This window comes from uncultured Nostoc sp., from assembly GCF_964247315.1.
Taxonomy (GTDB): domain Bacteria; phylum Cyanobacteriota; class Cyanobacteriia; order Cyanobacteriales; family Nostocaceae; genus Nostoc.
Map to the genome: position 1 here is coordinate 14,951 of NZ_CAXTTT010000043.1, position 23,183 is coordinate 38,133.

Sequence of the window (23,183 nt, forward strand, 5' to 3'; positions counted from 1 at the left end):
TTTAAGATATAGAGTCACAGGTAAAGACAAATATATTGTGTATAATTCACTTTCTAGAACTCGCGTTGGCAAGACAAACCTCTATCTTTTGAGTAAGAATTTTGAGATCAGCCTTTAGCGTACATCTAGGTTTATATTTGCCTGACATTTTATCTAACGTGCGCTTTTTAGTTTTTGCAAAGTGAGCAACATGGATGTAGACGATTTTAGTCAACAAGTAGAGACATTACGCTCACGGGTGACGGGATTACTGCAAAGACCTGCAAGTGAGATGTATTCAGAACAAGAGCTAACAGCAGAAGCTTTTGAAGAACTTCAAATCACTTTGGAAGAACTAAAAATCGCCTCCGAAGAACTACAAGCAACACGAATCGTAGTAGAGATGGAGCGTCAGCGCTACCAAGAATTATTTGATTTTGCGCCTGATGGTTACTTGGTAACTGATACATTCGGCACTATCTTAGAAGCTAACCTTGCTGCTACCATACACATCAATGTTTTAAAGCGATTTTTGATTGGCAAACCGCTACTTACTTTCATCGCTCAGTCAGATCATCAAGCTTTTTTTAATTACCTAACTCAGTTGCAGCAGCTCGACTGGGGCGGGGAATGGGAAGTGTGTTTACAACCACGAGAAAAAACCTGTTTTGATGTTGCTTTCACAGTAGTTACCGTTCGTAACGAAAAAGGTCAGCCAGTTGCTCTGCGCTGGCTAATGCGTGACATTAGTCAGCGTAGGCATTTGGAGTTGCAGCGCCAGCAGTTATTTGCCAATGAGCAAGCCGCCCGAATTGCAGCCCAAGCGGCAGAGAAGCGCTCTAATTTTTTGGCTGAAGCAAGTCGTGTATTAGTATCTTCCTTGGATTATCGCACTACCCTAAGCAGCGTCGCGCAATTAGCAGTACCTACCCTTGCCGATTGGTGTATTGTGGATGTCGTCGAAAAGAATTTGGCAATCTTCACTAACCCAGTTATCGCTGCATCAGAACCAGCAAAGGAAGCACTGATCCGAGAACTCCAACAACGCTATCCAATTTCTATTGATGCTGATTATGGCCCGGCGAAAGTTTTACGGACTGGTAAGCCGGAACTGGTTACAAAGATTGTTGAGTCTTCATTACAGAGAAAGTCCTCGGACGAGGAACACTTCAGTCTGCTGCGCCAACTCCAAGTTAAGTCTCAGATGGTAGTACCACTGTTAGTACGCGAACGCAAGCTGGGGACAATTCTATTTGCGTCTGCACAACCAGAACGCCATTACACTACTGTAGACCTAGAAATGGCTGAAGAACTTGCTCAACGAGCAGCATTCGCCATTGAAAATGCCCAGCTTTATCAGCAAGCCCAAGAAGCTAACCGCATCAAGGAAGAGTTTTTAGCGATCGTTTCCCACGAACTTCGTACACCTCTCAATTCTATGCTGGGTTGGGTTCAACTAATACGTACTCGAAAATGGGACGAAGCAACTATTGCTAAGGCATTGGAGACAATCGAGCGGAATGCCAAACTTCAAAGAAAACTGATTGAAGATATCCTGGATGTCTCGCGGATTGTACAAGGTCAAATTCGCCTAAATATTCGTAAAGTTGGCCTTGCGGCTGTAATTCAGGCGGCAATTGAAGCTGTACATCCCACATCTGAAATTAAGAATATTCAAGTTGAATTTCATCTTGACTCCTCAGTTGGTGAAGTTATGGGTGATACAGAACGCCTGCAACAAGTTGTCTGGAATTTGCTCTCTAATGCCGTCAAGTTCACACCTAACGGAGGGCGAGTTGAAGTATATCTAAAACAGGTAAACTCAAATGCTCAGATAACTGTCTCTGACACAGGTAAGGGAATTGATGCTGACTTTCTACCTTATATCTTTGAGCGCTTCCGTCAAGCTGATAGCACAACTACTAGAGCAGACAATGGTTTGGGGTTGGGGCTAGCAATTGTACACCACTTAGTAGAAATGCACTCAGGCACAGTCTACGCAGTTAGCGAAGGGGAAGAACAAGGAGCAATATTTACAGTGTTGTTGCCTCTAGTAGAACCACAACCAGAGCTTTTAATTAAAGAGAGTGAAGTAAAAGTCGATAACTTCTCAGTACTCAACGGCTTGCAAATACTCGTTGTCGATGACAATGCCGATACGCGTGAGTTAATTGCCTTCATTCTTGAACAGTCTGGAGCGCAGGTGACGGCAGTTAACTCAGTAGGTGAAGCTCTAGAAGCACTAGAACGATTAAAACCAGATGTTCTAGTCAGTGATATTGGAATGCCAGATGAGGATGGTTATTCCCTGATTCGGAAAGTGCGGGCACAGGAAGCAGAGCAAGAGGAGAAGATTCTAGCTGTAGCACTAACGGCATTTGCTAGAGATGAAGAACACAGTCTCGCTCTGCAAGCTGGATTCCAAGTTCATTTATCCAAGCCAATTGAGCCAGAAGAGTTGGTGAAAGTGGTAGAGAACCTTACCAAAGGTAGCATACAAGTTTAATGCCCAATTAAGCTTTTGGTAGCAAATGCGTTGGCGTAGCCCGCCGCAAGCATCGCCAAAATAGCAAATGCGTTGGCGTAGCCCGCCGCAGGCATTGCCAAAATAACAAATGCGTTGGCGTAGCCCGCCGCAGACATCGCCAAAACAGCAAATGCGAATGCCAAAATAACAAATGCGTTGGCGTAGCCCGCCGCAGGCATCGCCGAAATAACAAATGCGTTGGCGTAGCCCGCCGCAGGCATCGCCGAAACTGTCCTGCCCCCTGCCTCCTTCATAAAAAACGGAGGCAGCTACTAACCAGCTCCTGACAAATTAAAGCTTAGATGGACTGCGAAATGCTTTGACAGCAGCCTAGAAACTCAGCTAGCTGCGACTCAAAAACATAGTCAAGACCACTCCCAGGATAAGCGATCCACTGCCAAGGATGAATGACCAGAAGCGATGGTAACTGTTGACAATAGTGCCATTTTCACTTTGGAGTTGAATCAAATCCATCCAAGGCGCAACACCCCGACGGAACCAACCCACAGCCCCAACTTGTTCGCCAATCAAGCTTTGGACTCGCTTCATCCCAAACAGAAAATTGCCGATGGGGCCAAAGCGTGAGGCGTAATGCAGATAAAGTATTCCGCTACGATCTTGAATTTTTAAATCGGAACCAAATTTATAACCAGCGTCGCCACGACCAATAAGTTGACCTTCGAGTTTTGCAGGTTGTCCGCGTAACGGACTGGCATAAGGGTCTGACATCAGGGTAAGAATGTCGGTTTCTGGTGCTTGCTTGTAGTCAGGAAACATCACTAAAGCTTTAACGAGAATTCCGATCCCTAAGCCAATTAGTGGCGCACCCAATACTAAACCTGTGTTTGGCGAACTTGACCACAGAATCACACCCATTACCAAGCCAACAAAGAAGCCAATTGTTTCAGCGCCGTACAATACAACATCTAAAAAGAAGTTGCCGTAAAGTCTACTTTTATTAAGACTTTTACCTTCTCCAATAACTCGCCCCATATCAAACTCAGTCGGTAAACCCAATTGTTCGGCATAGTTGCTCAATGCACGAACTCGTTTTCCTGTCAAGGGATGAGTGGAATTTAATTCCATCCACCAGCCCCAAGGGTTAAACATATCCCACAGAAAGACACGACCAACTTTTTGTGTATCGGATGCAATGCGGTAGGCGGTTCCTGTGGAAGCGGCGGCTTTATGGTCATAGATACCCAAGGCGCGAGTTCCTTCAATTAAACGGCTGGGTTCTTGTGTGCGCGAACCTTCTTCTAATATTCCATAAGCAATCTTCACTAAAGCGCGGGATAATCCATTGGGATTACCCGTACTTTCAGCTGCAAAGTGGTCAGCAAAGTATTCTCGTGTGCGGGAGAGGTACAGCAGTAGATAAGTACCGATGACATAAAACACGTAGGCAACTAAGGCAGCAGTTTGCATCGCATCTTTGATTTTGCTATCGCCACCGCCGCGCCCAAATCTTCTAGCTGTGCTGTAAATCAAGTAACAAATTTGCACTAAGGTAGAAGCTACTGTCATCACTGCAAAATCCCAGTGGACAATGTGCCCCAGTTCGTGGGCGTAGACGGTAGCAATTTCATCGTCATCCAGGTATGTGAAAAGTCCCTGACTGACAACTAAACGAGCGCTGTTCGGCAATGAGCCATAAGTAAAAGCCGTGGGGTTTTGGTCGTTAATAATTCCCAAACGAGGGGTTTTCAGATTTTTCTGTTCGCAGACTTGGCGAATAACTTTAGCTGTCTCTGGACTGAGGGTTTCAACTTCTGCCAACTCTACCCAACGAGTTTGGTAAAGCCAGCTTTGGGTTAAGTCCATGATGAATGGAGATATGAAAAAGGCGGCGATATTAAAAACTAGGGTAATACCAATAGCGATCGCTAATCCTTGGAGTGGGTTGTCGCTACCCAAAATAAATACTAAGCTCAAACCTAAAGCCAACACCATGCCAAACAACAAGGTCATGGTGACACCAGAAGCTAACGCCAAACTACCACCCACTCCCCCCATCGCTAATTTCATCCCAGTCGTAGCGGCGCGACCAGCTTTTTGGCTAGTGTTAGATGGTGTTTGACGGAAGGATTGACTGGCTTGTTCTGCCCAACTGCGAGCCTGTGGATTTTCACTGATGATTAACTTTTGACACAGGGCCTTGGCTTTTTCGATTTCGCCTATGGCTTGATAGGCTTTGATCAGCCACATCTGTGCTGAAAGATAATCTGAGGAATTGTGTTCAACACAATCGCGGCAGAATTGTTCGAGTAATTCAACCGCTTCTTGATAACGTTTTTGGTTTAAGGCATCTAACGCAGATTGCAATGACATAGGATCTCCCTAGTGAAGGAGTGGTATTTGATCTATCAATACTAAATAGATTCAGCGATCGTCACTGCAATTTCGTAAAAATTTAAATAATGACAGTATAAAATATTTACTTACAACTATTTTCAGGTAAATAGACCACGCAGTAGGGGCGTAAGGCCTTGCGCCCCTACGAGAAGTGTGGTTCAAATACATGAAAACTGCTGTAAGTAAAAGACTAGAGAAACATACATTACTATGTCTCTCTAGCCTGTGGAACGCATAAATCATTTCTAAGATTTTCAGATAAACTCAATAATAATACTTATAATATTTTTGCCGTTGTCAACTTACTACCTCTTTGCCCGTGTTTGATATTTAGAGAATAAATGTTTTGAACCAAGTCTTACTTCACCCGATTAGAGTAATTATTGATTACCCAAATGGTTCACCCGATTGGAGGAAGACGAATGATGAACATAACCTCAAATTGATAAGATGAAGAGAAAGTAAAGATTTGTACTATGACTATTCTTAATATTGCTTCTCCCTTAATTACGATCGCCGGACAAACCCGCCAAGCTGCAAGTAAGCTAGCGATTCTCTCCACTGAGGCAAAAAATCAAGCACTTGTGGCGATCGCTCAAGCTTTAGAATCAGCTAGAGATGAAATTTTACAAGCAAATGTTGCTGATTGTAAAGCTGCGACTGCTGAAGGAATTCCCCAACCACTTTATAAGCGGTTGCAGTTGGATGAACATAAATTAAGAGATGCGATCGCTGGGGTACAAGATGTTGGTAAGCTAGCCGATCCAATTAGTAAAGTCCAGATTCACCGAGAACTTGACACTGGCTTAGTTCTGAAGCGCATCACCTGTCCTTTAGGTGTTTTGGGGATTATTTTTGAAGCCCGTCCAGAAGCGGCGATTCAAATTGTTTCCTTAGCAATCAAATCGGGAAATGGTGTAATCCTCAAATGTGGAAAGGAAGCGGTGCGTTCTTGTGAAGCGATAGTTAAGGCAATTAAACAAGGATTATCTCAAACTGCTGTTAACCCTGATGCAGTGCAGTTACTAACAACTAGAGAAGAAACTCTAGAACTTTTGAAATTAGATAAATATGTAGATTTAATTATTCCTAGAGGTTCTAATTCCTTTGTCAGATTTGTACAGGAAAATACGCGCATTCCGGTACTAGGTCACGCTGACGGAATTTGTCATCTCTATATAGATAAAGCCGCCGAGATTTCTAAAGCAGTTCCGATTACCGTCGATGCCAAAACCCAATATCCTGCTGTTTGTAATGCGATTGAAACTTTGCTAGTTCACCAATCAATTGCTAGAGAATTTTTACCGAAAGTTGCTAAGGCTTTGCAAGAACGCCATGTGGAATTAAGAGGTGATAAACGCACATTAGAAATTTTGCCTGAGATTGAAACTGCAACAGAAACCGACTGGGAAACAGAATATAGTGATTTTATTTTGTCGATCAAGATTGTAGACTCAATAGAAGATGCGATCGCTCATATTAACGAATATGGTTCTCGTCATACCGATGCCATTATCTCTGAAGATCCAGCATCTGTGGAAACTTTCTTTGGACTAATAAATTCAGCTAATATATTCCACAATTGTTCTACCCGATTTGCTGATGGTTTCCGCTATGGTTTCGGTGCAGAAGTAGGAATTAGTACGCAACAAATGCCTCCCCGCGGCCCCGTTGGTCTAGAAGGATTGGTGACATACAAATATCAAATGACTGGCGATGGTCATATTGTAGCTACTTACACCGGAGCGAATGCTAAAGCTTTTATTCATCGGGATTTAGTGTAAAAGATTCTCCCAATTATGGACTTTAGTAACGCTAAAAATACACTGGGTAAATCGGTGTATTTTTTATATTAATAGTTTTTCTGAGTTGTCAAAAATTTTAATTGGGCCATGCCATCGGTGATCATTTAAAAAAACCTCGTCAAAGGCTCCATTAGTGTATTGACTAATTACCTTGCTCCAAAAGGCTTGTCCACCTAAGTTAAAAGCAGTCTGCCGTACCTCCCAACTGCCAGGAAACTGGTCAAAAATGTGAGTAGCTACCTGTTCACCAATGCCCTGACTTCGATATCTTCTGAGGATAAAGAACTCAGCAATAGACCTAGCATCGTTATCTCGATAAAGGTAAGTGTACTGATTAATAAGTACAAACCCTGCCAGTTGATCATCAACTTTAACTAGAAATGGGTGTCGCTCAGGTTCTGTCCAATAGTAATCAAGATATCGATAACCAAACAAGCCGCAGGTATCTACATCTTTAGCTTCTATTTCACTCAGGTCATACTGGTATAATTCCATTAAATTACACAGCACTGACTTCTGTTGTTGAGTAGCTTTTACCACTTCGATTTTCATAAAGTATCTACGATACTGAAACTAAAATATAGCCGTAGTCACCAATGTTAGGACAGTGTTGAACGCTCAAAGGCTTGACAAAACTGGGTTTTTACTCAGCACTCAGCACTCAGCACTTTGCTATATAATGAGTACCAACGATTTAAACAATATCTCATATCTTAATTGGGAAGGATTGGAATTAATGTCAAATGACGATGTTGATTATTCTGAATATTCCATTATTAAACGATAAGTTTTTCGAGAAGGCAATCTTGAGATTGCCAGGAACTCAAGCACAAAACTTAATTCAGATTGATCCAGAATCATAGCTTGGTTTCAATTCCAGGGCGTTGAACACAAAACACTGATCAATTCTGTCTTGCGTCAATACATCAAATCTTTGAGATGAAGCGATCGCTTCAAGAATCTTGACTCGAAAGGGTTAGTTCTGGAGTTAACATTAACCTATTGGCCCAGTTACAAAAAAATAGATTTGGCATGAGTAGTAAAACATCTAAAGTCGGTGTCATTGGTGCAGGAAATGTGGGTGCAAACGTAGCAAATGCTTTAGCGCTACTCGGTAAATGTGTAACAGTCGTCCTTTTTGACCGAACCTTATCAAAAGCTGAGGGGCAAGCATGGGATATTGAAGACACTATTCCTCTACTTCAAGAGATGGAAATTATAGCGTCAGATCGGTATGAAGATTTAGCTGATTCTGATGTGATTGTCGTGACTGTTGGGGTGCAGCAAAAAGAAGGACAAAGCCGATTAGATATATTGAGCGATAATGCAGAGATCATGCGTTCAACAATAAAAGAATTGGATCGAGTTGCACCGAATTCAATCATACTTATTGTTAGCAATCCAGTGGATGTACTCACGCGGATTGCGATCGCCAATTCTACAAGAGCAGAAAACCTAATTTTTGGTTCGGGAACCGTTCTTGATACTGCTAGACTGAGATATCAACTTGGTAAGCGACTGAACGTTAATAAACAAGACGTTCATGTTTATGTGATTGGAGAGCATGGAGACAGTGAATTTATCGTTTGGTCTAGTGCATTTATTGGGGTAATCGCGTTAACTGAATTTCCTATCCCACAAGGAGCAACGCTGGAACAAATTCAGGAAGAGTACGCAGAGTTAACCCGTAGGCGAGGCTATAACATTTCTGAACGTAAAGGAAATACTAGCTATGGCATCTCAACAGTAGTTTGTCAGTTAGTTGATACCATCTTGCGAGATGAAAAGCAGATATTTCCAGTATCAGTGAGAGCAGATTCTAACTATGGAGTTGGTAGTGAAGTTGTTCTTGGACTTCCATGTATCATTAGCTCCCAAGGTATTGAGCGCCAACTGGTGTTACCAAGAAATCCTGATGAACAACGCTTATTAGAAGAGTCAGCCACCAAACTGAATGAAGCCTACAATTCTTTGGATAATTAAAATCAACTCATATAGTCTGTCTAAGAGGCTGTCTCTGAAGCCCATTCCTTAAGCATATCAACTGTGACTCCAGGAAGCGGAACAGTAGTTTCTATAGAAGGGAGCGCAACAGTAGTTTCTACAAAGCTTGGTTCAAAAATGACAAATCCAGATATCTGAACAGGAGCGACTACACTGCTTTCTCCACCAATGACAACAGCAGAATCAGCGTCACTAAGTTCCTCAAAAAAGCTGCTATCTGTAATTGCTTTATTCATATTTAGTATTTCAATACCTGATGAATATCCTAACATAATCATAAATTACTACACCAGAGTGGTTTTAGTAGGTATCTTTGCAAGTTCTTTTGGTATGAATAAATAATTACGGACATCTGCCCTATGAAAAACAGCCAGAGAAATTAACCATTAAACTAACGCTTTAAGTAAAGCTTGAAGTTTCAGCTGCACCTCTGCAAACTCTTTGTCAGGATCAGATCCAGCGACGATACCAGCACCAGCATACAATCTCGCGCGATCGCCAGATTTAAAATTTATGTAATAGCAAAATCAGTATACTTTCTTACTTCGGTAGGTTGAAAGGCTAGAACAATACGATCTTTAGGAATGCCGACACTGACAAATTCGTTAGCAATACCATCTTCGGTACCATCTCTTTGAATCCAAATTTTATCGTTGATAATATCAATGTGGACAAGGCACCCATGTACCCGTTGTTTGTTTTCCCAGCCAAGTGTGAGTAGTAGATAATGGTTTGCATTTTCATCAATAATTAGCTGTCTTTCTAGTTCTCCATGAGCGTAGGGAAGTTGGGCATATTCGGCTAATATTTTTTCAATTATTTGGCGATAATTATCTAAGGTATCCATTTTAGAATCACCTCTAGTTCTGAATCGAAGACGAGTAAACAAAGACGCTGATTTTCTATCAATATCTTACCAATTGGTTCTTGGAACAATTCTGAGTATGTTTGTTGACGAATAGCAAGATACAAGCGGCGGTCTGGTTCTAAGCGACTGAGAATATCGTAGTATAAAATATATTGTCCCAAAGCCTTTTCTAAATCGGTTACTGGAGAAGCACCGATAAAGCTTTTAACTTCTACTGCTATTTTCTGTCCGCTTTTCTCTGCTGCTATTAGCTTTTGAGCACCTAAATCAATATATAAATCTCTTGCACCCCATCTTAAGATAAATGGATCGTTGGTAATATGCCAACTCTCTTTTTCAAGGGCGTTTCTAACAGAATTGTGGTAAATATCTTTAGCTGGCATACAAGATTAGTAATTAACTTTAAACTAAGGCTTTAAGTAAAGCTTGAAGTTTAAGCTGCACCTCTGCAAACTCTTTGTCAGGATCGGAGCCAGCCACGATACCAGCACCAGCATACAATCTCGCGCGATCGCCATCAATTAATGCTGAACGAATTCCCACAATAAACTCACAGTTCCCCTGAGAATCTATCCAACCTAAAGGTGCAGCATATAAACCCCTTTCAAAGCTTTCATAACGACGAATTTCGGCACAAGCTACATCTTGTGCTGCACCTGCAACGGCTGGTGTAGGATGCAATTGTCCGACAATCTTTAATGGGTGTATGTCAGTGGGAACCATAGCACTGATTGGTGTCCATAAATGCTGGATATTCGATAATTGTCGCAGCCGTGGTGCTAATATTTGCGGTAATAAACCTAACTGGGATAAGCGTTGTGTAATGAAATCAAGCACTAGGGAATGTTCGTGCTTTTCTTTTTCACTATTTAGTAAGCGATTGGCATTAGCTGCATCTTCAGCAGGGGTTTTACCTCGTGGTGCAGAACCAGCTAAAGCATCAGTGATTAACTGTTGATTATTAATACTAATTAATCTTTCTGGACTTGCACCAATAAAATTTTGTCCTTTGCCATTACTTGTAGAAAAAATATAACAATTAGGATGGTTTTGTCTAAGATTATTTAATGATTTAACTAAGCTAAAGTGGTTGCTTGACTTTACATCTAATATATCTGCTAATACAATTTTGTTTAAATGGCTAGACCGAATTTTTTCTAAAGCAGATACTACTGAACGTTTAAATTGGGTAGCATTCGTTACAGGTTTTTTATAGAAGTTTCCTCGGAAGTAATCAATATTAGCAGAGTAATATTCTAAAGATTGGATAAATTCAATTTTATTTTGGATATTTTCCAACAATTTTTCAATATTTACATTTGCATTGATAATTATATTTGTTACTAATATGCAACGCTGATTTTTTACGGCTACTTGCCAACATGGAAGAAAAATGGTAGCAGATGGAAATGGATAATCTACTTGGGCGTTTTTATCAAAAAAGCTGAAATAACAAAAAAAGTGAGGACCAGAAAAAGATTGGTTTGCGTTACCAAAATTAATTATATTTTTTAGACAAGATTTGATAAAATATTCCGCTTGACTAAAACGGTCTGAGCCATCAATGTGTAATTTTGCTACAGCATCAATTGCTGCGATCGCTTCTCCTTTAACTCTGTCCTCAAAGTAAAAATTTATTTCATTTGCTTGTGTAAGTTTATCCAATACAAGTAAAGGGTCAACTAAATCAATTTCTTGGGAGATACTGACAATTTGTTTGCAATCATTTTTGACGCACTTTTCTTGCACTGCTACCAGAAATTGATATAAATCTTTGTGCTCTACAAAGAAGTTGCTACGACATGGTAAAACTGTCATGGATTTAACGATAGTAAATTTTTTTTAAGTTAACTTCCTAAAGTGTAATTAATCGTGGTCGTATTTTTACAGGTAACATATTAAGTTGCCATTTCACCAGCGTAGGGTTTGCTTTATTTGTGGTGTTCTCAGACTATGATAAGACAGTTTCATCCTGAAACTGCAACGTGAGGGTGAGTGTTAACAACACAAAGTTAACAAGCCATAGTAAAAGTGACAGTTGTTTGTATATCACCCATATCTGGCGTCTCTTTAAATCATAAAATCTCAAGTGTGAGTAATATTCCGGTAATTTAATTAATCACAACTAATGACTACCAAGCAAATTTTTTATCCCAACACTAAGTTATGGATGGCAGCGATTAAACCGCCAATGTATAGCGTTGCGATTATGCCCATTTGGGTAGGAACAGCAGTAGCATTTGCCGAAACTAAAGTTTTCAATGGTGTAGTATTTTCTACTTTTATAGCTGCGGCAATCTTAATTCTTGCCTGGGAAAATATCAGTAATGATGTGTTTGATTCTGAAACAGGTATCGATCAAAATAAGCACCATTCTCTGGTGAACTTAACAGGCAATAAGCCATTAATATTTTGGATAGGAAATTTGTGTTTAGGTTTAGGGTTGCTGGGCATACTAGCGATCGCCTTTTGGCAACAAGACCTAACTGTTATCGGTATAATACTGCTGTGCTGCGGTTTAGGCTACACGTACCAAGGGCCTCCCTTTCGCTTAGGATATCAGGGTTTAGGCGAGATTATTTGTTTTTTTGCCTTTGGCCCCTTAGCAGTGGAGGCAGCATATTATAGCCAAACCCAAACTTGGTCAATGACAAGTTTAGCAGCCTCAGTGATTGTCGGAATTGCCACAACCTTAATTTTGTTTTGCTCACACTTTCACCAAGTTAAGGATGACATAGCCGCAGGCAAGCGATCGCCTATCGTTCGTCTCGGAACCCAAAAAGGCGCTCAACTCCTAGTTTGGTTTACTGGTAGCATTTATCCGCTCACCTTACTATTTGTGCTATTGGGAATTTCTCCAGCTTGGACGTTATTAAGTTGGGTGAGTTTACCCTTTGCTTTCAAATTATGCCGCCACGTTCAAGAAAATCACAACTACCCCGACAGAGTTAGTAACTGTAAATTCATCGCCGTAGCTGTGCATTTCTGGGCTTGCTTGCTGTTGGGATTGGGATTTATGATTTAGGGCATTGGGCATGGGGCATTGGAGCAGAGGAAGAATGACAAATGACTAATGACAAATGACTAATGATTACAGATTTGAATTTCGTCCTTATCAGCGAAGATTTTTGCGATCGCTTACTACTAATCACGGGAATTGGAATATTCGTGAAGGTATTATTCTCCGCCTTACCGATGAATCAGGTAAACTTGGCTGGGGAGAAATCGCCCCCATTAGCTGGTTTGGTTCCGAAACCCTAGAACAAGCTTTAGATTTTTGTCGCCAACTTCCACGAGAAATCACAGACGAGATAATTTTCTCCATTCCAGATGAGTTACCAGCTTGTCAATTTGGCTTTGAGTCAGCGTGGGAGAGTGAATTATTTTCCATGCCCAATGACGCCAGTTCTCTCAAGTCGGCAAAGCCGCCCACAAGACTGGCTCCCCCATGCCCAATGCCCCATACCCAATCTTATAGTGCCTTATTGCCAGCCGGGGAAGCAGCTTTAAATCAATGGGAAACGTTGTGGCAGCACGGATATCGCACGTTTAAGTGGAAAATTGGTGTGGATGCGATCGCTGATGAACTAAAAATTTTTGAGTTATTGATACACACCTTACCAGCCTTTACCAAACTGCGATTAGATGCCAACGGTGGACTCAGCTATGAAGAAGCAAACTTATGGCTATGGACTTGCGACAATCTCAAGGTAAATGGAGAACTAGCCCTAGAAATTGAATTTATCGAACAACCGCTACCCGTTGAACAATTTCAGCAGATGTTGGAATTGAGTACGAGTTATGAAACTGCGATCGCCTTAGATGAATCTGTCGCCACACTTGGGCAACTTGCTGCTTGTCATCAACAAGGTTGGCGAGGGATTTTTGTGATCAAGCCTGGTATAGTGGGATCGCCATCTCGTCTGAGAAAGTTTTGCCAACAGCATAAAATTGATGCTGTATTTTCATCAGTATTTGAAACTGCGATCGCTAGACTTGCAGCACTCAAACTAGCAGCCGAATTATCCCAAAACAATAGAGCAATTGGTTTTGGTATCGACCATTTTTTTGAACAAGAAGAAACGTGGTTTGAAAGTTTATGGAACGACCTTTAGACTGTCTTAATAACCTGGATCGGGATGATTGGCTTATCGGTTATAACAGCCATCCATTTAATCAAATAGCTCAAGAACTATATTTAGAACTAACAGAACTATCAACGTGTGGAACACCACCAAAAATTATCTTAGCCGAACGCGAACCATTACGATTTTTAGCAAGTTTTATTGCCGCTTGTGCAGCGAATTGTCCAATTTTTCTTTGTAACCCCGATTGGGGAATACAAGAATGGCAACAAGTCTTTGATTTAGTAAAACCAGATATTATTTGGGGAATAGGGAATACGGAATGGGGAATAGGGAATGGGAATAATTACCAATGCCCAATGCCCAATGTCCCATGTCCAAAAATTATGATTCCCACAGGTGGTTCATCAGGGCAGATTAAATTTGCCATCCATACATGGGAAACTCTCACAGCATCAGTACAAGGATTTACAAAATACTTTCAACTAAAGCAAGTCAATTCATTTTGTGTCTTACCACTACATCACGTTAGCGGTTTAATGCAATTTATGCGCTCTTTCACCACCGGAGGTAAACTGGCTATTCAACCATTCAAAGCAATAGAAACAGGTCAAATATTGAATATTAAAAAATCAGAATTTTTCATATCTTTAGTACCAACACAGTTACAACGCCTCTTGGAAAATCCCGAATTAACTGAATGGCTATCCCAATTTAATACTGTACTTTTGGGAGGTGCCCCAGCATGGAGCGAACTACTAGAAAAAGCCAGATTTCATCATATCCGGTTAGCACCAACCTATGGCATCACAGAAACCGCCTCTCAAATTTCTACCCTCAAACCAGATGATTTTCTGAGCGGTAAAATGAGCAGTGGTCAAATTCTTCCCCATGCAAAAGTAACTATTCGCAATCAGCAAGGCGAGATTTTAAATTCCAATCAAATAGGAAACATCGCTATCTATGCTCAATCTCTAGCTCTTGGTTACTATCCGATAACCAGAGAAAATCAAGATAATTTCCAAGTAGATGATTTAGGTTTTTTAGATGATCAAGGTCATTTAAATATAGTCGGACGTAACAGCGATAAAATTATTACAGGTGGAGAAAATATTTACCCAACAGAGATTGAATCAGCTATACAAGCAACTCAAATGGTTGCCGATATTTGTGTCATCGGCATCCCAGATAAACAGTGGGGACAAGCATTAACAGCGATTTACATTCCCAAAAAATCAGATACCTCTGCCTCAAAAATCCAAACCTTACTCAAAGATAAACTCAGCAAATTTAAAATCCCTAAATATTGGATTCCCCAGCAAAACTTACCCCGTAACTCTCAAGGTAAAATTAATCGCCAACAGCTACAGCAAATAGCCACAGAATTCCTCCAAAATTCGATTACATAATCTCTCTCGACTTTCTTCTCTCTGCGCCCTCTGCGTCTCTGCGGTTCGTTTCCAGCCACTGGATTATCTCATCAGGTAATTCCTGCTTAGTTCTACTACTTGCATCAATACAAACATGCCTAGTAATAGCTTTAGCAACTACCACCTCAGCCACCGTAATTTCGTAAGTAATTTCAAACTTATCAACACCTAGTTTTTGAGGTATTAAAGTAATTAGCAACTTGTCCCCTACAAACATAGGGCGCAAAAAATCGACACTAGTATGAACAATGGGGAAAGCTACAGACGGATTAGTAAAAAAATCTTTGAGATTAATACTTGATGCTTCTAAAGATTCTTCATAAACCTCATGGCAAATACCCAAAACGTTAGCAAAATAAACTACCCCAGCAGCATCAGTATCTTGAAAGCGAACCGTGCGGTTATGAGTAAAAGGCATTTTTGACAATTGAATATTAAAAAACAGCAGGTTTATCCCCTGCTTTACAAACTAATTTTATTGCAACTAAGTAAGTCGGTAATAAAAATTCAATTTCCCCAATTCTAAGTTTGTATCGATTTGTTTAGCCTTATCCAATGCTTTGGGGTTGAATATATGGTCAGGAAAGGCGATCGTTTCTACATTGACTCTAACGGCGGAACCTCGAAATCATTAAACGAGGAAACATTGTAAGACGAAGCGGCTATTGCCTTTACCAGCTCAACGTCGAGAGTTAGCAAAGTAGCACCTACCTGCTGTGAAAGTGCAACATAAGAGCCATCGTAGGCGGAGATTCCATAATTTAAGGCGATCGCAACTTGCATCCGCCATCAAGTCAGCTGTGGAGACAACACGCAACGGGAAGCTTTTGAGTTGCTAAATCTGCTGGCACATCAGCAACAGCATAAAGTCTGGCGCGGACATACTTCCAAATGATGTTGCCACACTCAATGTAAAACAGGTCTGGGACAAAGATCGCAGTTTGGGGATTGGCGAGATGAGCAAATAGTTGATTAACTTTCGGAGTTAGTGGATCGTCTGGTATAAATTGCTTAATAGCTACACTCGCGTCTTACAACACATTTAAGAGGGATAGTCATCTGTCTCGGTCTTCTCGGATTAACGCAGTACTATCAGGCCATTCCACATCAGTCTGGCGACTCTCACGGCGAAGGCGAATTTCCTCTAAGAGTTTTGGAACATTTTTTCGTCTTTCGTCCTCAGTTAACTGTGTTTTTGTCTTCTGCAAAGCCTTCTGCAATATTGTAATAACTTGAGCATCAACTGAGCTATTTTCAGCTTTAGCTAACTCTTGCAGTTGTTCGTATAACTCATCAGCTATGTTTAGGGTATGAAGAGTAGTCATTGATTAACCTCCCAATAAGAATTTATTGGTAATGGTAGCATGATGGCAGTAGTGGGGAGAGATAACGGGGCGATCGCTATTAAATATTTCAATAAAATGCTACACTAATTATTTATTGAAATATTTTTGGTTTAAATATGAGCATTAATATTAAACAAGCCCTTTCCTTGACTGATCATGTTCGGTTAGGAACAACCTCTTCCTCTCCATTTTTAGGTTCACCAACGTTTGACGAAGTACCTTTTCATGTACGTGAAGGGCGTATGCCAGCTTTGGGAACTTACGTAGTTATCGAACGAGATAAAGATGAGATAGTTCATTACGGACGTATTATCGAGGGAACAGAGGATAACCCTCGTGCTAACCCATCAACACTGCAACAGAATCAGGCATATCAGGTAGGTTCAGATAAAACTAGACCAGGCGATCGCTCTCCACATGTTACCCGTGTGATGACTATTGAGGTTTTGGGTGAAATACATCTTGATAGTAATCATCAGATCACTATTAAAGAACCCAGTCTATTAGCACAAACCGGTCAGGGAGTATATGAAATACCAGCTGACAGAATACCGCAACTGCTTAACACTCCTGACACGCAAGAAGATGGTTGTTACTTAGGTGAAATAGAATCAGGTGGTAAGAGTGCTAATTTTATTTTGCCAATGGAAGCGATAGCTCGACACTTGGCAGTTGTAGGAAAAACAGGTGTAGGTAAAAGTTATGCTACAGGCGTTTTGATAGAAGAGTTAGTTAGGCATGGCATACCTGTTATTGCTTTCGATGTTTTGGGAGATGTAATTCATGCTACTGAAGATTTGGGAGGTCTAAATTTTCGAGCGGGGGTAAATTTTCGTGTTCCTTACTCAGTAATTGGACTTAGTGAGTTTCTTGGGTTTGTTCCTAATCTCACATCTGATCAATCAGAATTGGTATCTATGGCTTATGATTCCGTATTTACTGAAGCACTTCAAAGTTTAGAAAAAAGTGGCAAAGTAAATATCCAAATTGAAGAATTATTAGAGAAAATCCAAGGGGTTGCTACTGAATTTGGACAAGCAGCAGTGGGAGGGAGAGCCGCACGTAAAGTATCAACGGTATTCAAGCGTAATCCACTGTTGACAAGCAAAACAGAGTCTTGGCTAGAGGAATTTGCTCAACAACCAATAAATAATGTTTTTGTTGGGCATTTGAGCCAACAGCAACGAAATTTGATAGTTGGGGCATCAGTCAGACTATTGCAAGCATTGAGAAAGCGCGATCGCATTCCACCTTTTGTCTTTGTACTGGATGAAGCGCATTTTTTCTTACCAGCAGGAGGACAGACAACAGCATCAACTCAAGTCATCCGAGAGATGATTCGTACTGCTCGACATGATGCAATTGGAGTTACATTAATTACTCAAAGTCCTGCATCTATGGATAAGTAAGTATTGTTAACTTGCAATACTCGTCTAGTTTTTGCCCTAGATCCAGATGACATGAAATTAGTATCAGGCACTTTGGGAGGTATTTCTGATGAAATGATTTCTCGTATTCCCAAATTGCCAAAAGGTACAGCCATCATGTCATCAAGTATGGATATCATACGTCACCCAGCACAGATACGTATTCGCAAACGTGAAACTCGTGAAGGTGCGCCAACACCCAATATTGCAGAGGAAGTGAAAATATGGCGGCAGCAGAAGAAATTTTAACGAAGAAAATTTTAGATTTATTGCTAAAACAATCAGAAGGGTTAGAGGTTGATGAAATAATCCAGCATTTGCAAGCAGAAAATAGCGATATTTCTCCTAGAGGTGTACGAAATCTTCTCAACCAACTACTAAAGGAAGAAAAACTGATAAAGCGTAAGCGTCAAGGTAAAGGAAGAGGTAAACCACCCTATGCTTACTTTAACCTTACAACTTTATCTCAATATGTAAACCCTTTTCAGGATATACCAGATGTAGATAGCAGTAAATCTCGCTTTGTAACTAGAACAGAAATTGAACAAGAGGAGATAAATCCACAAGAACTAGAACGTCAAAAACGAGGATTTACAGTTTTAGAAAGAATTGCTGCTAATAATTTACTAGCAGATACTTATGCCAAAGTCATTATTGATAACGCATCGGAATTAGCAGCACAAAACCCTGTGGATCTTGTTGTCAACATGGCAAATTGGATAGTTAATGATCTTAACCAGTTAGGAGAAGAAATTGAACGCAAATGGAATCAAGGAGAAATAGTAGAGGCTAAGAATTTAGCTAGAAGACTTGATGAAAGATTAACATGGGCAAGAAGCTATTTACAAAGATTCTGGCGGCTTGACCGTTCATTAGAGGAAATACCAGGAATTTTAGATTTACCTGGACAAGCAAAAAACTTTTTTCGGGATGGAAGACGCGCTCAATTTAATACAAAGAAAGCGCGGGAGAGATTAAAAGAGCGAATTATAGGTAATCGGTTGATCGAAGAAACAACCCCTCCAGTTAACCAACATAAAGCAGCAGTTGGTACAGATGCTTCCATCGCAAAAATTTTTCTGAATCACACACCAGGTAGCTTTATTCCTGCCGATCCTGTCATAGTTACTACTTCTGCTGCTGCAATGGTAGTTGAAGATAGTAACCCTATACAAAAAGAATATTTAGATTTTGATATTTCTCCTGATGGACTGGAGGACTATGAAGATTATAGTGCTGCCGCCAAGGGTTTAGTGCTATCTCCAAGCCTTATGCGTACACTTGGTGCTGACAGCTTTAAACGAGCGCAAACAGCAGCCCTAGAACTGCGTCAATATCATCAAGACTTTTGTGTTGCTACCAGAACTACTAAATGGCGACCTATGGGTGCTGCACCAGAATTAGATATTAACCCAAAACCTACCCTCATTTTTCGAGATGGTCGTGTATTTCCTGTTGTACATAGAATTAACTTTTACGAAGCTGATGGCTTGTATGGTGATATTGTACGCAATCAAATAGAGGAATTTGCACAAGTTATTCATAATACTTTATTAAGTCCTATGGGTGAGATTATTTATGGTTCTGCTGTCAAAAATCCAGAACTTTCATGGTTAGCACCTTTAGTATTTTGGTATTTACATAATAAAGAGGTTAAAACTCAAGACAAAGTGGTTATTAACGCAGATGATGTATATAAAGTTCCTTTTGCTGATACAGCCGTAGCTCATATTTTATTTTTAGGTCTGGCAAAGCAGTTAAGTGAATTCAGTCAACAGAAACACTTTCTTACTTGTCGAGTTATCAGGCGTTTCTCAGATATTGCTTTTATAGATAATACATTGCCAATAGTCATCTCAGAAGATGAGACTACTAGACTTTTAGATGAAAATAAAATAGATGATTGGCAAAAATTCATCGCTCAACGTATTGCTAGAAAAGAAGCTAATTACGAAGATAATATTCTAGATGAGGATGACTATAAATCATTTATCTATATCTGTGATAAAGTAGGTGTTTTAATGTGTTATACTGCCCCAACTTCTGCTTATGAAATCATAGTTAATAGTGATTCTGGAGGAAGTGCACACTTTTTAATTCCTCGTCTCGAAGTTGCTATCAATTTAGAGAAGCAAAACTTAAATGCTTATCAAAAGACACTAGATAAGATGCTGTCATGGTTAGCAGCAGGACATTGGCAATTAGATCGCGGACATACGCAAACAGGATTTGATGAGGGAGAAAGAGAAGATGGTTTTCCTATCCTTGTGCCTGATGTTACACTCTATGCCGATGAAGCCGCAAGATTTGCCCGTGATAAGTTGAGTGATGAGGTAGAGGAGAAAATCAGAAATCTGATTACTGACTTGAAAAAGCATTTGGCTGGACGCTGATGCAAAAAAAACTATGTAAGTTACTTGACACCTACAATAAAAACTGCAAAAATTGCTTTAGTGTAGCAATAGTTTAGATTACTCTCAATGGGTATTTGGTTTGATGCACTTTGCCAATGAAAAAGCCAGCCCCATTAATTGCGTTTTTGGGTGTCTGGCTCTGAATTAATTTATTTTTCGTAATGACAATTATGACAGAAAATATTTCAAATGTCGATCTCACACCGACAGAAATTGCGTTGCGGTTAAGTGAGTTACTAAAAAGTAGAATTTCCAATCGACAAATAAACCAGCTTTTAGAAGAGTTGGGTTTGCAAAAGCACCTAAAGACCCGAAACGGTAAGTCAAAGTGGCTACTTACTGAAAAAGGTCAAAAATACGGTCGAGTTTATCTAGTTACCAATACTCAGGGTAATTGGAGTGGTAATCAAATTAAGTGGAGTGAAGAAGTAATTAATCTTCTCCAACAAGAACCTACTAGATTGACGGCTTAAAGCGATCGCCAGTATCAAGTTTGAGTAAGATGACAGTATTTATTACTCTAATTGAAGTAAAGAATCACTGATTCTTTACTTCAATTCAGAATTAATATTTTGCCTGTGATTTTTACCAGCAAATAGCAGATATTAATTCCTCAACGGAGAGGGGGAGATTCGAACTCCCGGAGGTTTTAGCCTCATCCGATTTCAAGTCGGACGCAATCGACCACTCTGCCACCTCTCCAATAAATCTGTCAAACTTGTGCTTACCCTACATTCAGACGCTATTCAGGCGCTTTTGTTGGTTAGCACTAAGGCTGACAGATAATACTATACCCTATCATCTACGCAGATTGCACTACTGGATGCGAATGTCTACGACACAATACGCGATCGCTCATACAAAATTTCCTCTGAAGCCACCTGGAAGTCACTCCCCACCCAAACTAGGGAAACTTGCGAAACCACACCCGCCTCTAGGGAGACAATGGAAAAATTACGCAATTTATCGCTGTCATTTTCCACAATCCGTGGCACACTTGCCGCATTCAAGTAAATTATTCCCTCTGGACTTCTAAAGATAGATTTCCGCAGCACCTTAGTATGTCTTAGAGTATGGTGCATGTGACCAAATGTCACCAGAGGAATGGTTTTACCAGCAGTCAAGGCAAGAGAAATCGCCTCGCCAAAATCTGGATCGCCAAAGTCGCCACCAATTGGATGCCAGTCTTTGCCGCAGGGGTCTTCGGGGCGATCGCCTAACCCACTCGGCCCATTGTGACCCAAAAATATAATTGTCTCGTAAGCGGCGCTTTTAACAGCTTTGAAGATGCGATCGGCAGATTCTTCCAGACTTGTCACACCGTAACGTTCTTTACAGATTTCCGCGAATTTCCACTCTGGACCACCCCAGGTAAAGGGACGACCCCCCACTACAGTTAAATTCCAAGCGGGAAAATCTAGCTTACCGTAACCGACATGGGCCGCGCCTAATAAATCGAGTTGTTCCTGTACCCAGTCTTCCTTAGAGCGGTCATAAGGAGCTTTTTTACGTCCCCATTCGGTGGCGGTGTACCAGGCATCGTGGTTGCCCATCACAGCTGCTTTGGGAATATCGAGAGAGGCGATCGCTCTGACCACTTCCACCGATTCATTGCCAAAATCCCCCACAAACAGCGCTAAGTTAACACCCAAATGTTTGAGTGCAATACCATCTTCCACTTCCCATTGGTCGTGAACATCTCCAATTACAGCAATTTTGAGGTTTATCGATTGAGTTTTCTGACTGGTCATGCCACTTTCCTTGCCGTCTATCTCCAGGATATGAAACTCAGCCCGATTTGGACACAACCCTAAAATATCAACCGTCCACTATTTTTGGTAAAAACTACTATAATTGAATCCACAGGACATAAATTTGCAACATAAAGCACCCCTAAACTGTGTTTACCACTGCATTAGCTCAACGAGAAAACACCCAACTGGGTGAACTACCACTAGATTTGTTTGCGGCGATTGAGAGTCTCAAAAAAGAACTCAACGCAGTTATCCTGGCACATTATTATCAAGAGCCAGATATTCAGGATATTGCCGACTTTATTGGGGATTCATTACAACTGGCAAGAGCCGCCGAAAAAACCAATGCGGATGCGATCGTCTTTGCTGGTGTTCACTTCATGGCAGAAACAGCAAAGATACTTAATCCCGATAAATTAGTACTTTTACCAGATTTGGATGCTGGTTGTTCTTTAGCAGACAGTTGTCCACCAGACGAATTCGCAGCTTTTAAAGCAGCGCATCCAGATCATCTAGTGGTATCTTACATCAACTGCTCTGCTGATATCAAGGCGATGAGCGATATTATTTGCACTAGCTCCAACGCTGTGAAAATTGTCCAGCAGATACCAAAGGAACAGCCGATTATTTTTGCTCCAGATCGGAATTTAGGGCGCTATGTGATGGAACAGACTGGGCGAGATTTGGTGCTATGGCAAGGTAGCTGTGTTGTCCATGAAACCTTTTCGGAAAAGAAAATTGTCCAGTTAAAAATTGCTTACCCAAAAGCAGAGGCGATCGCACACCCAGAATGTGAAAGTAGTGTATTGCGCCACGCCAGCTTTATTGGCTCCACAGCCGCCTTACTCAAACATTGTCAAAACAGCCCTGCTAGAGAATTTATTGTTGCTACGGAGCCTGGAATCATCCACCAAATGCAAAAACTAGCTCCTGACAAGCATTTTATTCCTGCTCCACCGATGAATAACTGCGCTTGCAACGAATGTCCATTTATGCGGTTAAATACCCTAGAAAAGCTTTACTGGGCCATGAAAAATCGCACTCCTGAAATCACCATGTCAGAAAATATTCGCCTTGCTGCACTGCGACCAATGCAGCGAATGCTGGAGATGAGCGTGTAGCTAGTATAGGTTTATACGTATGGTAGAGACGCAGTTTTCTTGCGTCTCTATCCACAAGTTATTTTTTC

Annotated in this window: 21 protein-coding genes, 1 tRNA gene and 1 pseudogene; 11 read left to right on the forward strand and 12 right to left on the reverse strand. The window is 40.8% G+C overall.

The genetic code is table 11. The annotated features are described in order from the left end of the window. Window positions 1-190 precede the first annotated feature (190 nt). On the forward strand, window positions 191-2,485 hold the full coding sequence (locus ACFE93_RS14675) for an ATP-binding protein (protein WP_375473982.1): 2,295 nt from the start codon (window positions 191-193) through the stop codon (window positions 2,483-2,485). Here the strand turns inward: ACFE93_RS14675 and ACFE93_RS14680 are convergent. Both ACFE93_RS14680 and ACFE93_RS14685 read right to left on the reverse strand, forming a co-directional pair. Beyond that, entirely contained in the window at window positions 2,482-2,727 is a 246-nt protein-coding gene (locus tag ACFE93_RS14680; protein WP_375473983.1) for a hypothetical protein, read from the reverse strand. The two genes, ACFE93_RS14675 and ACFE93_RS14680, sit on opposite strands and share 4 nt — an antisense overlap. Window positions 2,728-2,848: 121 nt before the next feature. Continuing rightward, the gene (locus tag ACFE93_RS14685; protein WP_375473984.1) at window positions 2,849-4,837 is read right to left on the reverse strand and encodes a M48 family metalloprotease; all 1,989 of its coding nucleotides are present in this window, start codon (window positions 4,835-4,837) and stop codon (window positions 2,849-2,851) included. 500 nt (window positions 4,838-5,337) lie between these two features. On the opposite strand from ACFE93_RS14685, the gene ACFE93_RS14690 reads away from it, so the two are divergent. Then, window positions 5,338-6,645, forward strand: coding sequence for a glutamate-5-semialdehyde dehydrogenase (locus tag ACFE93_RS14690; protein ID WP_375473985.1), 1,308 nt, complete (start codon window positions 5,338-5,340; stop codon window positions 6,643-6,645). Window positions 6,646-6,708: 63 nt separating this feature from the next. On the opposite strand, the gene ACFE93_RS14695 is transcribed toward ACFE93_RS14690, so the two are convergent. After that, the gene (locus ACFE93_RS14695; protein WP_375473986.1) at window positions 6,709-7,218 is read right to left on the reverse strand and encodes a GNAT family N-acetyltransferase; all 510 of its coding nucleotides are present in this window, start codon (window positions 7,216-7,218) and stop codon (window positions 6,709-6,711) included. A gap of 450 nt (window positions 7,219-7,668) precedes the next feature. Here ACFE93_RS14695 and ACFE93_RS14700 point away from each other — a divergent pair, with 450 nt between their 5' ends. Further along, a complete protein-coding gene (locus ACFE93_RS14700; protein ID WP_375473987.1) occupies window positions 7,669-8,649 on the forward strand; it encodes an L-lactate dehydrogenase in 981 nt (326 codons plus the stop codon). Window positions 8,650-8,669: 20 nt separating this feature from the next. Here the strand turns inward: ACFE93_RS14700 and ACFE93_RS14705 are convergent, their stop codons facing one another. The 5 genes and pseudogenes from ACFE93_RS14705 to ACFE93_RS14725 form a co-directional block, all read right to left on the reverse strand. Continuing rightward, window positions 8,670-8,906 (reverse strand): hypothetical protein, encoded by a 237-nt coding sequence (locus ACFE93_RS14705; protein ID WP_375473988.1) that lies wholly within the window; start codon window positions 8,904-8,906, stop codon window positions 8,670-8,672. A gap of 150 nt (window positions 8,907-9,056) precedes the next feature. Beyond that, window positions 9,057-9,170: pseudogene (locus tag ACFE93_RS14710) on the reverse strand (chorismate-binding protein); the annotation flags it as partial. Between the two features lie 11 nt (window positions 9,171-9,181). Next, entirely contained in the window at window positions 9,182-9,517 is a 336-nt protein-coding gene (locus ACFE93_RS14715; protein ID WP_375473989.1) for a XisI protein, read from the reverse strand. After that, window positions 9,505-9,921 (reverse strand): element excision factor XisH family protein, encoded by a 417-nt coding sequence (locus ACFE93_RS14720; RefSeq protein ID WP_375473990.1) that lies wholly within the window; start codon window positions 9,919-9,921, stop codon window positions 9,505-9,507. Before ACFE93_RS14720 ends, ACFE93_RS14715 begins: the two co-directional genes overlap by 13 nt. 19 nt (window positions 9,922-9,940) lie before the next feature. After that, window positions 9,941-11,356 carry an isochorismate synthase MenF gene (locus ACFE93_RS14725; protein ID WP_375473991.1) on the reverse strand — a complete coding sequence of 472 codons (1,416 nt, stop codon included), beginning with the start codon at window positions 11,354-11,356 and terminating at the stop codon, window positions 9,941-9,943. 310 nt (window positions 11,357-11,666) lie between these two features. Here ACFE93_RS14725 and menA point away from each other — a divergent pair, with 310 nt between their 5' ends. The 3 genes from menA to ACFE93_RS14740 are packed head-to-tail and all read left to right on the forward strand — an operon-like array spanning window position 11,667 to window position 15,032. Beyond that, entirely contained in the window at window positions 11,667-12,563 is an 897-nt protein-coding gene (menA, locus tag ACFE93_RS14730; protein WP_375473992.1) for a 2-carboxy-1,4-naphthoquinone phytyltransferase, read from the forward strand. Window positions 12,564-12,618: 55 nt separating this feature from the next. Next, entirely contained in the window at window positions 12,619-13,653 is a 1,035-nt protein-coding gene (locus ACFE93_RS14735) for an o-succinylbenzoate synthase (protein ID WP_375473993.1), read from the forward strand. Next, a complete protein-coding gene (locus tag ACFE93_RS14740; RefSeq protein ID WP_375473994.1) occupies window positions 13,638-15,032 on the forward strand; it encodes a 2-succinylbenzoate--CoA ligase in 1,395 nt (464 codons plus the stop codon). The genes ACFE93_RS14735 and ACFE93_RS14740 overlap by 16 nt, the downstream gene beginning before the upstream one ends. On the opposite strand, the gene ACFE93_RS14745 is transcribed toward ACFE93_RS14740, so the two are convergent. Continuing rightward, on the reverse strand, window positions 15,025-15,471 hold the full coding sequence (locus ACFE93_RS14745; protein WP_375473995.1) for an acyl-CoA thioesterase: 447 nt from the start codon (window positions 15,469-15,471) through the stop codon (window positions 15,025-15,027). The genes ACFE93_RS14740 and ACFE93_RS14745 overlap by 8 nt on opposite strands. A gap of 637 nt (window positions 15,472-16,108) precedes the next feature. Then, window positions 16,109-16,378 carry a hypothetical protein gene (locus tag ACFE93_RS14750; RefSeq protein ID WP_375473996.1) on the reverse strand — a complete coding sequence of 90 codons (270 nt, stop codon included), beginning with the start codon at window positions 16,376-16,378 and terminating at the stop codon, window positions 16,109-16,111. Between the two features lie 137 nt (window positions 16,379-16,515). On the opposite strand from ACFE93_RS14750, the gene ACFE93_RS14755 reads away from it, so the two are divergent. From ACFE93_RS14755 to ACFE93_RS14770, 4 genes are all read left to right on the forward strand, one after another. Then, window positions 16,516-17,808, forward strand: a complete 1,293-nt coding sequence (locus ACFE93_RS14755; protein ID WP_375473997.1) for an ATP-binding protein — start codon at window positions 16,516-16,518, stop codon at window positions 17,806-17,808. 51 nt (window positions 17,809-17,859) lie between these two features. Continuing rightward, window positions 17,860-18,075, forward strand: coding sequence for a hypothetical protein (locus ACFE93_RS14760; protein WP_375473998.1), 216 nt, complete (start codon window positions 17,860-17,862; stop codon window positions 18,073-18,075). Beyond that, window positions 18,051-20,219, forward strand: coding sequence for a hypothetical protein (locus ACFE93_RS14765; protein ID WP_375473999.1), 2,169 nt, complete (start codon window positions 18,051-18,053; stop codon window positions 20,217-20,219). The genes ACFE93_RS14760 and ACFE93_RS14765 overlap by 25 nt, the downstream gene beginning before the upstream one ends. Window positions 20,220-20,410: 191 nt before the next feature. Beyond that, entirely contained in the window at window positions 20,411-20,713 is a 303-nt protein-coding gene (locus ACFE93_RS14770) for a hypothetical protein (RefSeq protein ID WP_375474000.1), read from the forward strand. A gap of 144 nt (window positions 20,714-20,857) precedes the next feature. Here ACFE93_RS14770 and ACFE93_RS14775 read toward each other — a convergent pair. Together ACFE93_RS14775 and ACFE93_RS14780 are read right to left on the reverse strand one after the other, a co-directional pair. Then, window positions 20,858-20,942 (reverse strand) — tRNA-Ser (locus ACFE93_RS14775). Between the two features lie 131 nt (window positions 20,943-21,073). Beyond that, entirely contained in the window at window positions 21,074-21,991 is a 918-nt protein-coding gene (locus ACFE93_RS14780; RefSeq protein ID WP_375474001.1) for a TIGR04168 family protein, read from the reverse strand. A 149-nt stretch (window positions 21,992-22,140) separates the two neighbouring features. Here ACFE93_RS14780 and nadA point away from each other — a divergent pair, with 149 nt between their 5' ends. Beyond that, window positions 22,141-23,115 (forward strand): quinolinate synthase NadA, encoded by a 975-nt coding sequence (gene nadA / locus ACFE93_RS14785; RefSeq protein ID WP_375474002.1) that lies wholly within the window; start codon window positions 22,141-22,143, stop codon window positions 23,113-23,115. Window positions 23,116-23,183: the final 68 nt, after the last annotated feature.

Bases quoted from the DNA above. Each gene is read 5' to 3' on its own strand.
- ACFE93_RS14675 (WP_375473982.1), top strand. From the start codon at position 191: ATGGATGTAGACGATTTTAGTCAACAAGTAGAGACATTACGCTCACGG.
- ACFE93_RS14680 (WP_375473983.1), bottom strand. From the start codon at position 2,727: ATGCCTGCGGCGGGCTACGCCAACGCATTTGTTATTTCGGCGATGCCT.
- ACFE93_RS14685 (WP_375473984.1), bottom strand. From the start codon at position 4,837: ATGTCATTGCAATCTGCGTTAGATGCCTTAAACCAAAAACGTTATCAA.
- ACFE93_RS14690 (WP_375473985.1), top strand. From the start codon at position 5,338: ATGACTATTCTTAATATTGCTTCTCCCTTAATTACGATCGCCGGACAA.
- ACFE93_RS14695 (WP_375473986.1), bottom strand. From the start codon at position 7,218: ATGAAAATCGAAGTGGTAAAAGCTACTCAACAACAGAAGTCAGTGCTG.
- ACFE93_RS14705 (WP_375473988.1), bottom strand. From the start codon at position 8,906: ATGAATAAAGCAATTACAGATAGCAGCTTTTTTGAGGAACTTAGTGAC.
- ACFE93_RS14715 (WP_375473989.1), bottom strand. From the start codon at position 9,517: ATGGATACCTTAGATAATTATCGCCAAATAATTGAAAAAATATTAGCC.
- ACFE93_RS14720 (WP_375473990.1), bottom strand. From the start codon at position 9,921: ATGCCAGCTAAAGATATTTACCACAATTCTGTTAGAAACGCCCTTGAA.
- ACFE93_RS14725 (WP_375473991.1), bottom strand. From the start codon at position 11,356: ATGACAGTTTTACCATGTCGTAGCAACTTCTTTGTAGAGCACAAAGAT.
- menA (WP_375473992.1), top strand. From the start codon at position 11,667: ATGACTACCAAGCAAATTTTTTATCCCAACACTAAGTTATGGATGGCA.
- ACFE93_RS14735 (WP_375473993.1), top strand. From the start codon at position 12,619: ATGACTAATGATTACAGATTTGAATTTCGTCCTTATCAGCGAAGATTT.
- ACFE93_RS14740 (WP_375473994.1), top strand. From the start codon at position 13,638: ATGGAACGACCTTTAGACTGTCTTAATAACCTGGATCGGGATGATTGG.
- ACFE93_RS14745 (WP_375473995.1), bottom strand. From the start codon at position 15,471: ATGCCTTTTACTCATAACCGCACGGTTCGCTTTCAAGATACTGATGCT.
- ACFE93_RS14750 (WP_375473996.1), bottom strand. From the start codon at position 16,378: ATGACTACTCTTCATACCCTAAACATAGCTGATGAGTTATACGAACAA.
- ACFE93_RS14755 (WP_375473997.1), top strand. From the start codon at position 16,516: ATGAGCATTAATATTAAACAAGCCCTTTCCTTGACTGATCATGTTCGG.
- ACFE93_RS14760 (WP_375473998.1), top strand. From the start codon at position 17,860: ATGAAATTAGTATCAGGCACTTTGGGAGGTATTTCTGATGAAATGATT.
- ACFE93_RS14765 (WP_375473999.1), top strand. From the start codon at position 18,051: ATGGCGGCAGCAGAAGAAATTTTAACGAAGAAAATTTTAGATTTATTG.
- ACFE93_RS14770 (WP_375474000.1), top strand. From the start codon at position 20,411: ATGACAGAAAATATTTCAAATGTCGATCTCACACCGACAGAAATTGCG.
- ACFE93_RS14780 (WP_375474001.1), bottom strand. From the start codon at position 21,991: ATGACCAGTCAGAAAACTCAATCGATAAACCTCAAAATTGCTGTAATT.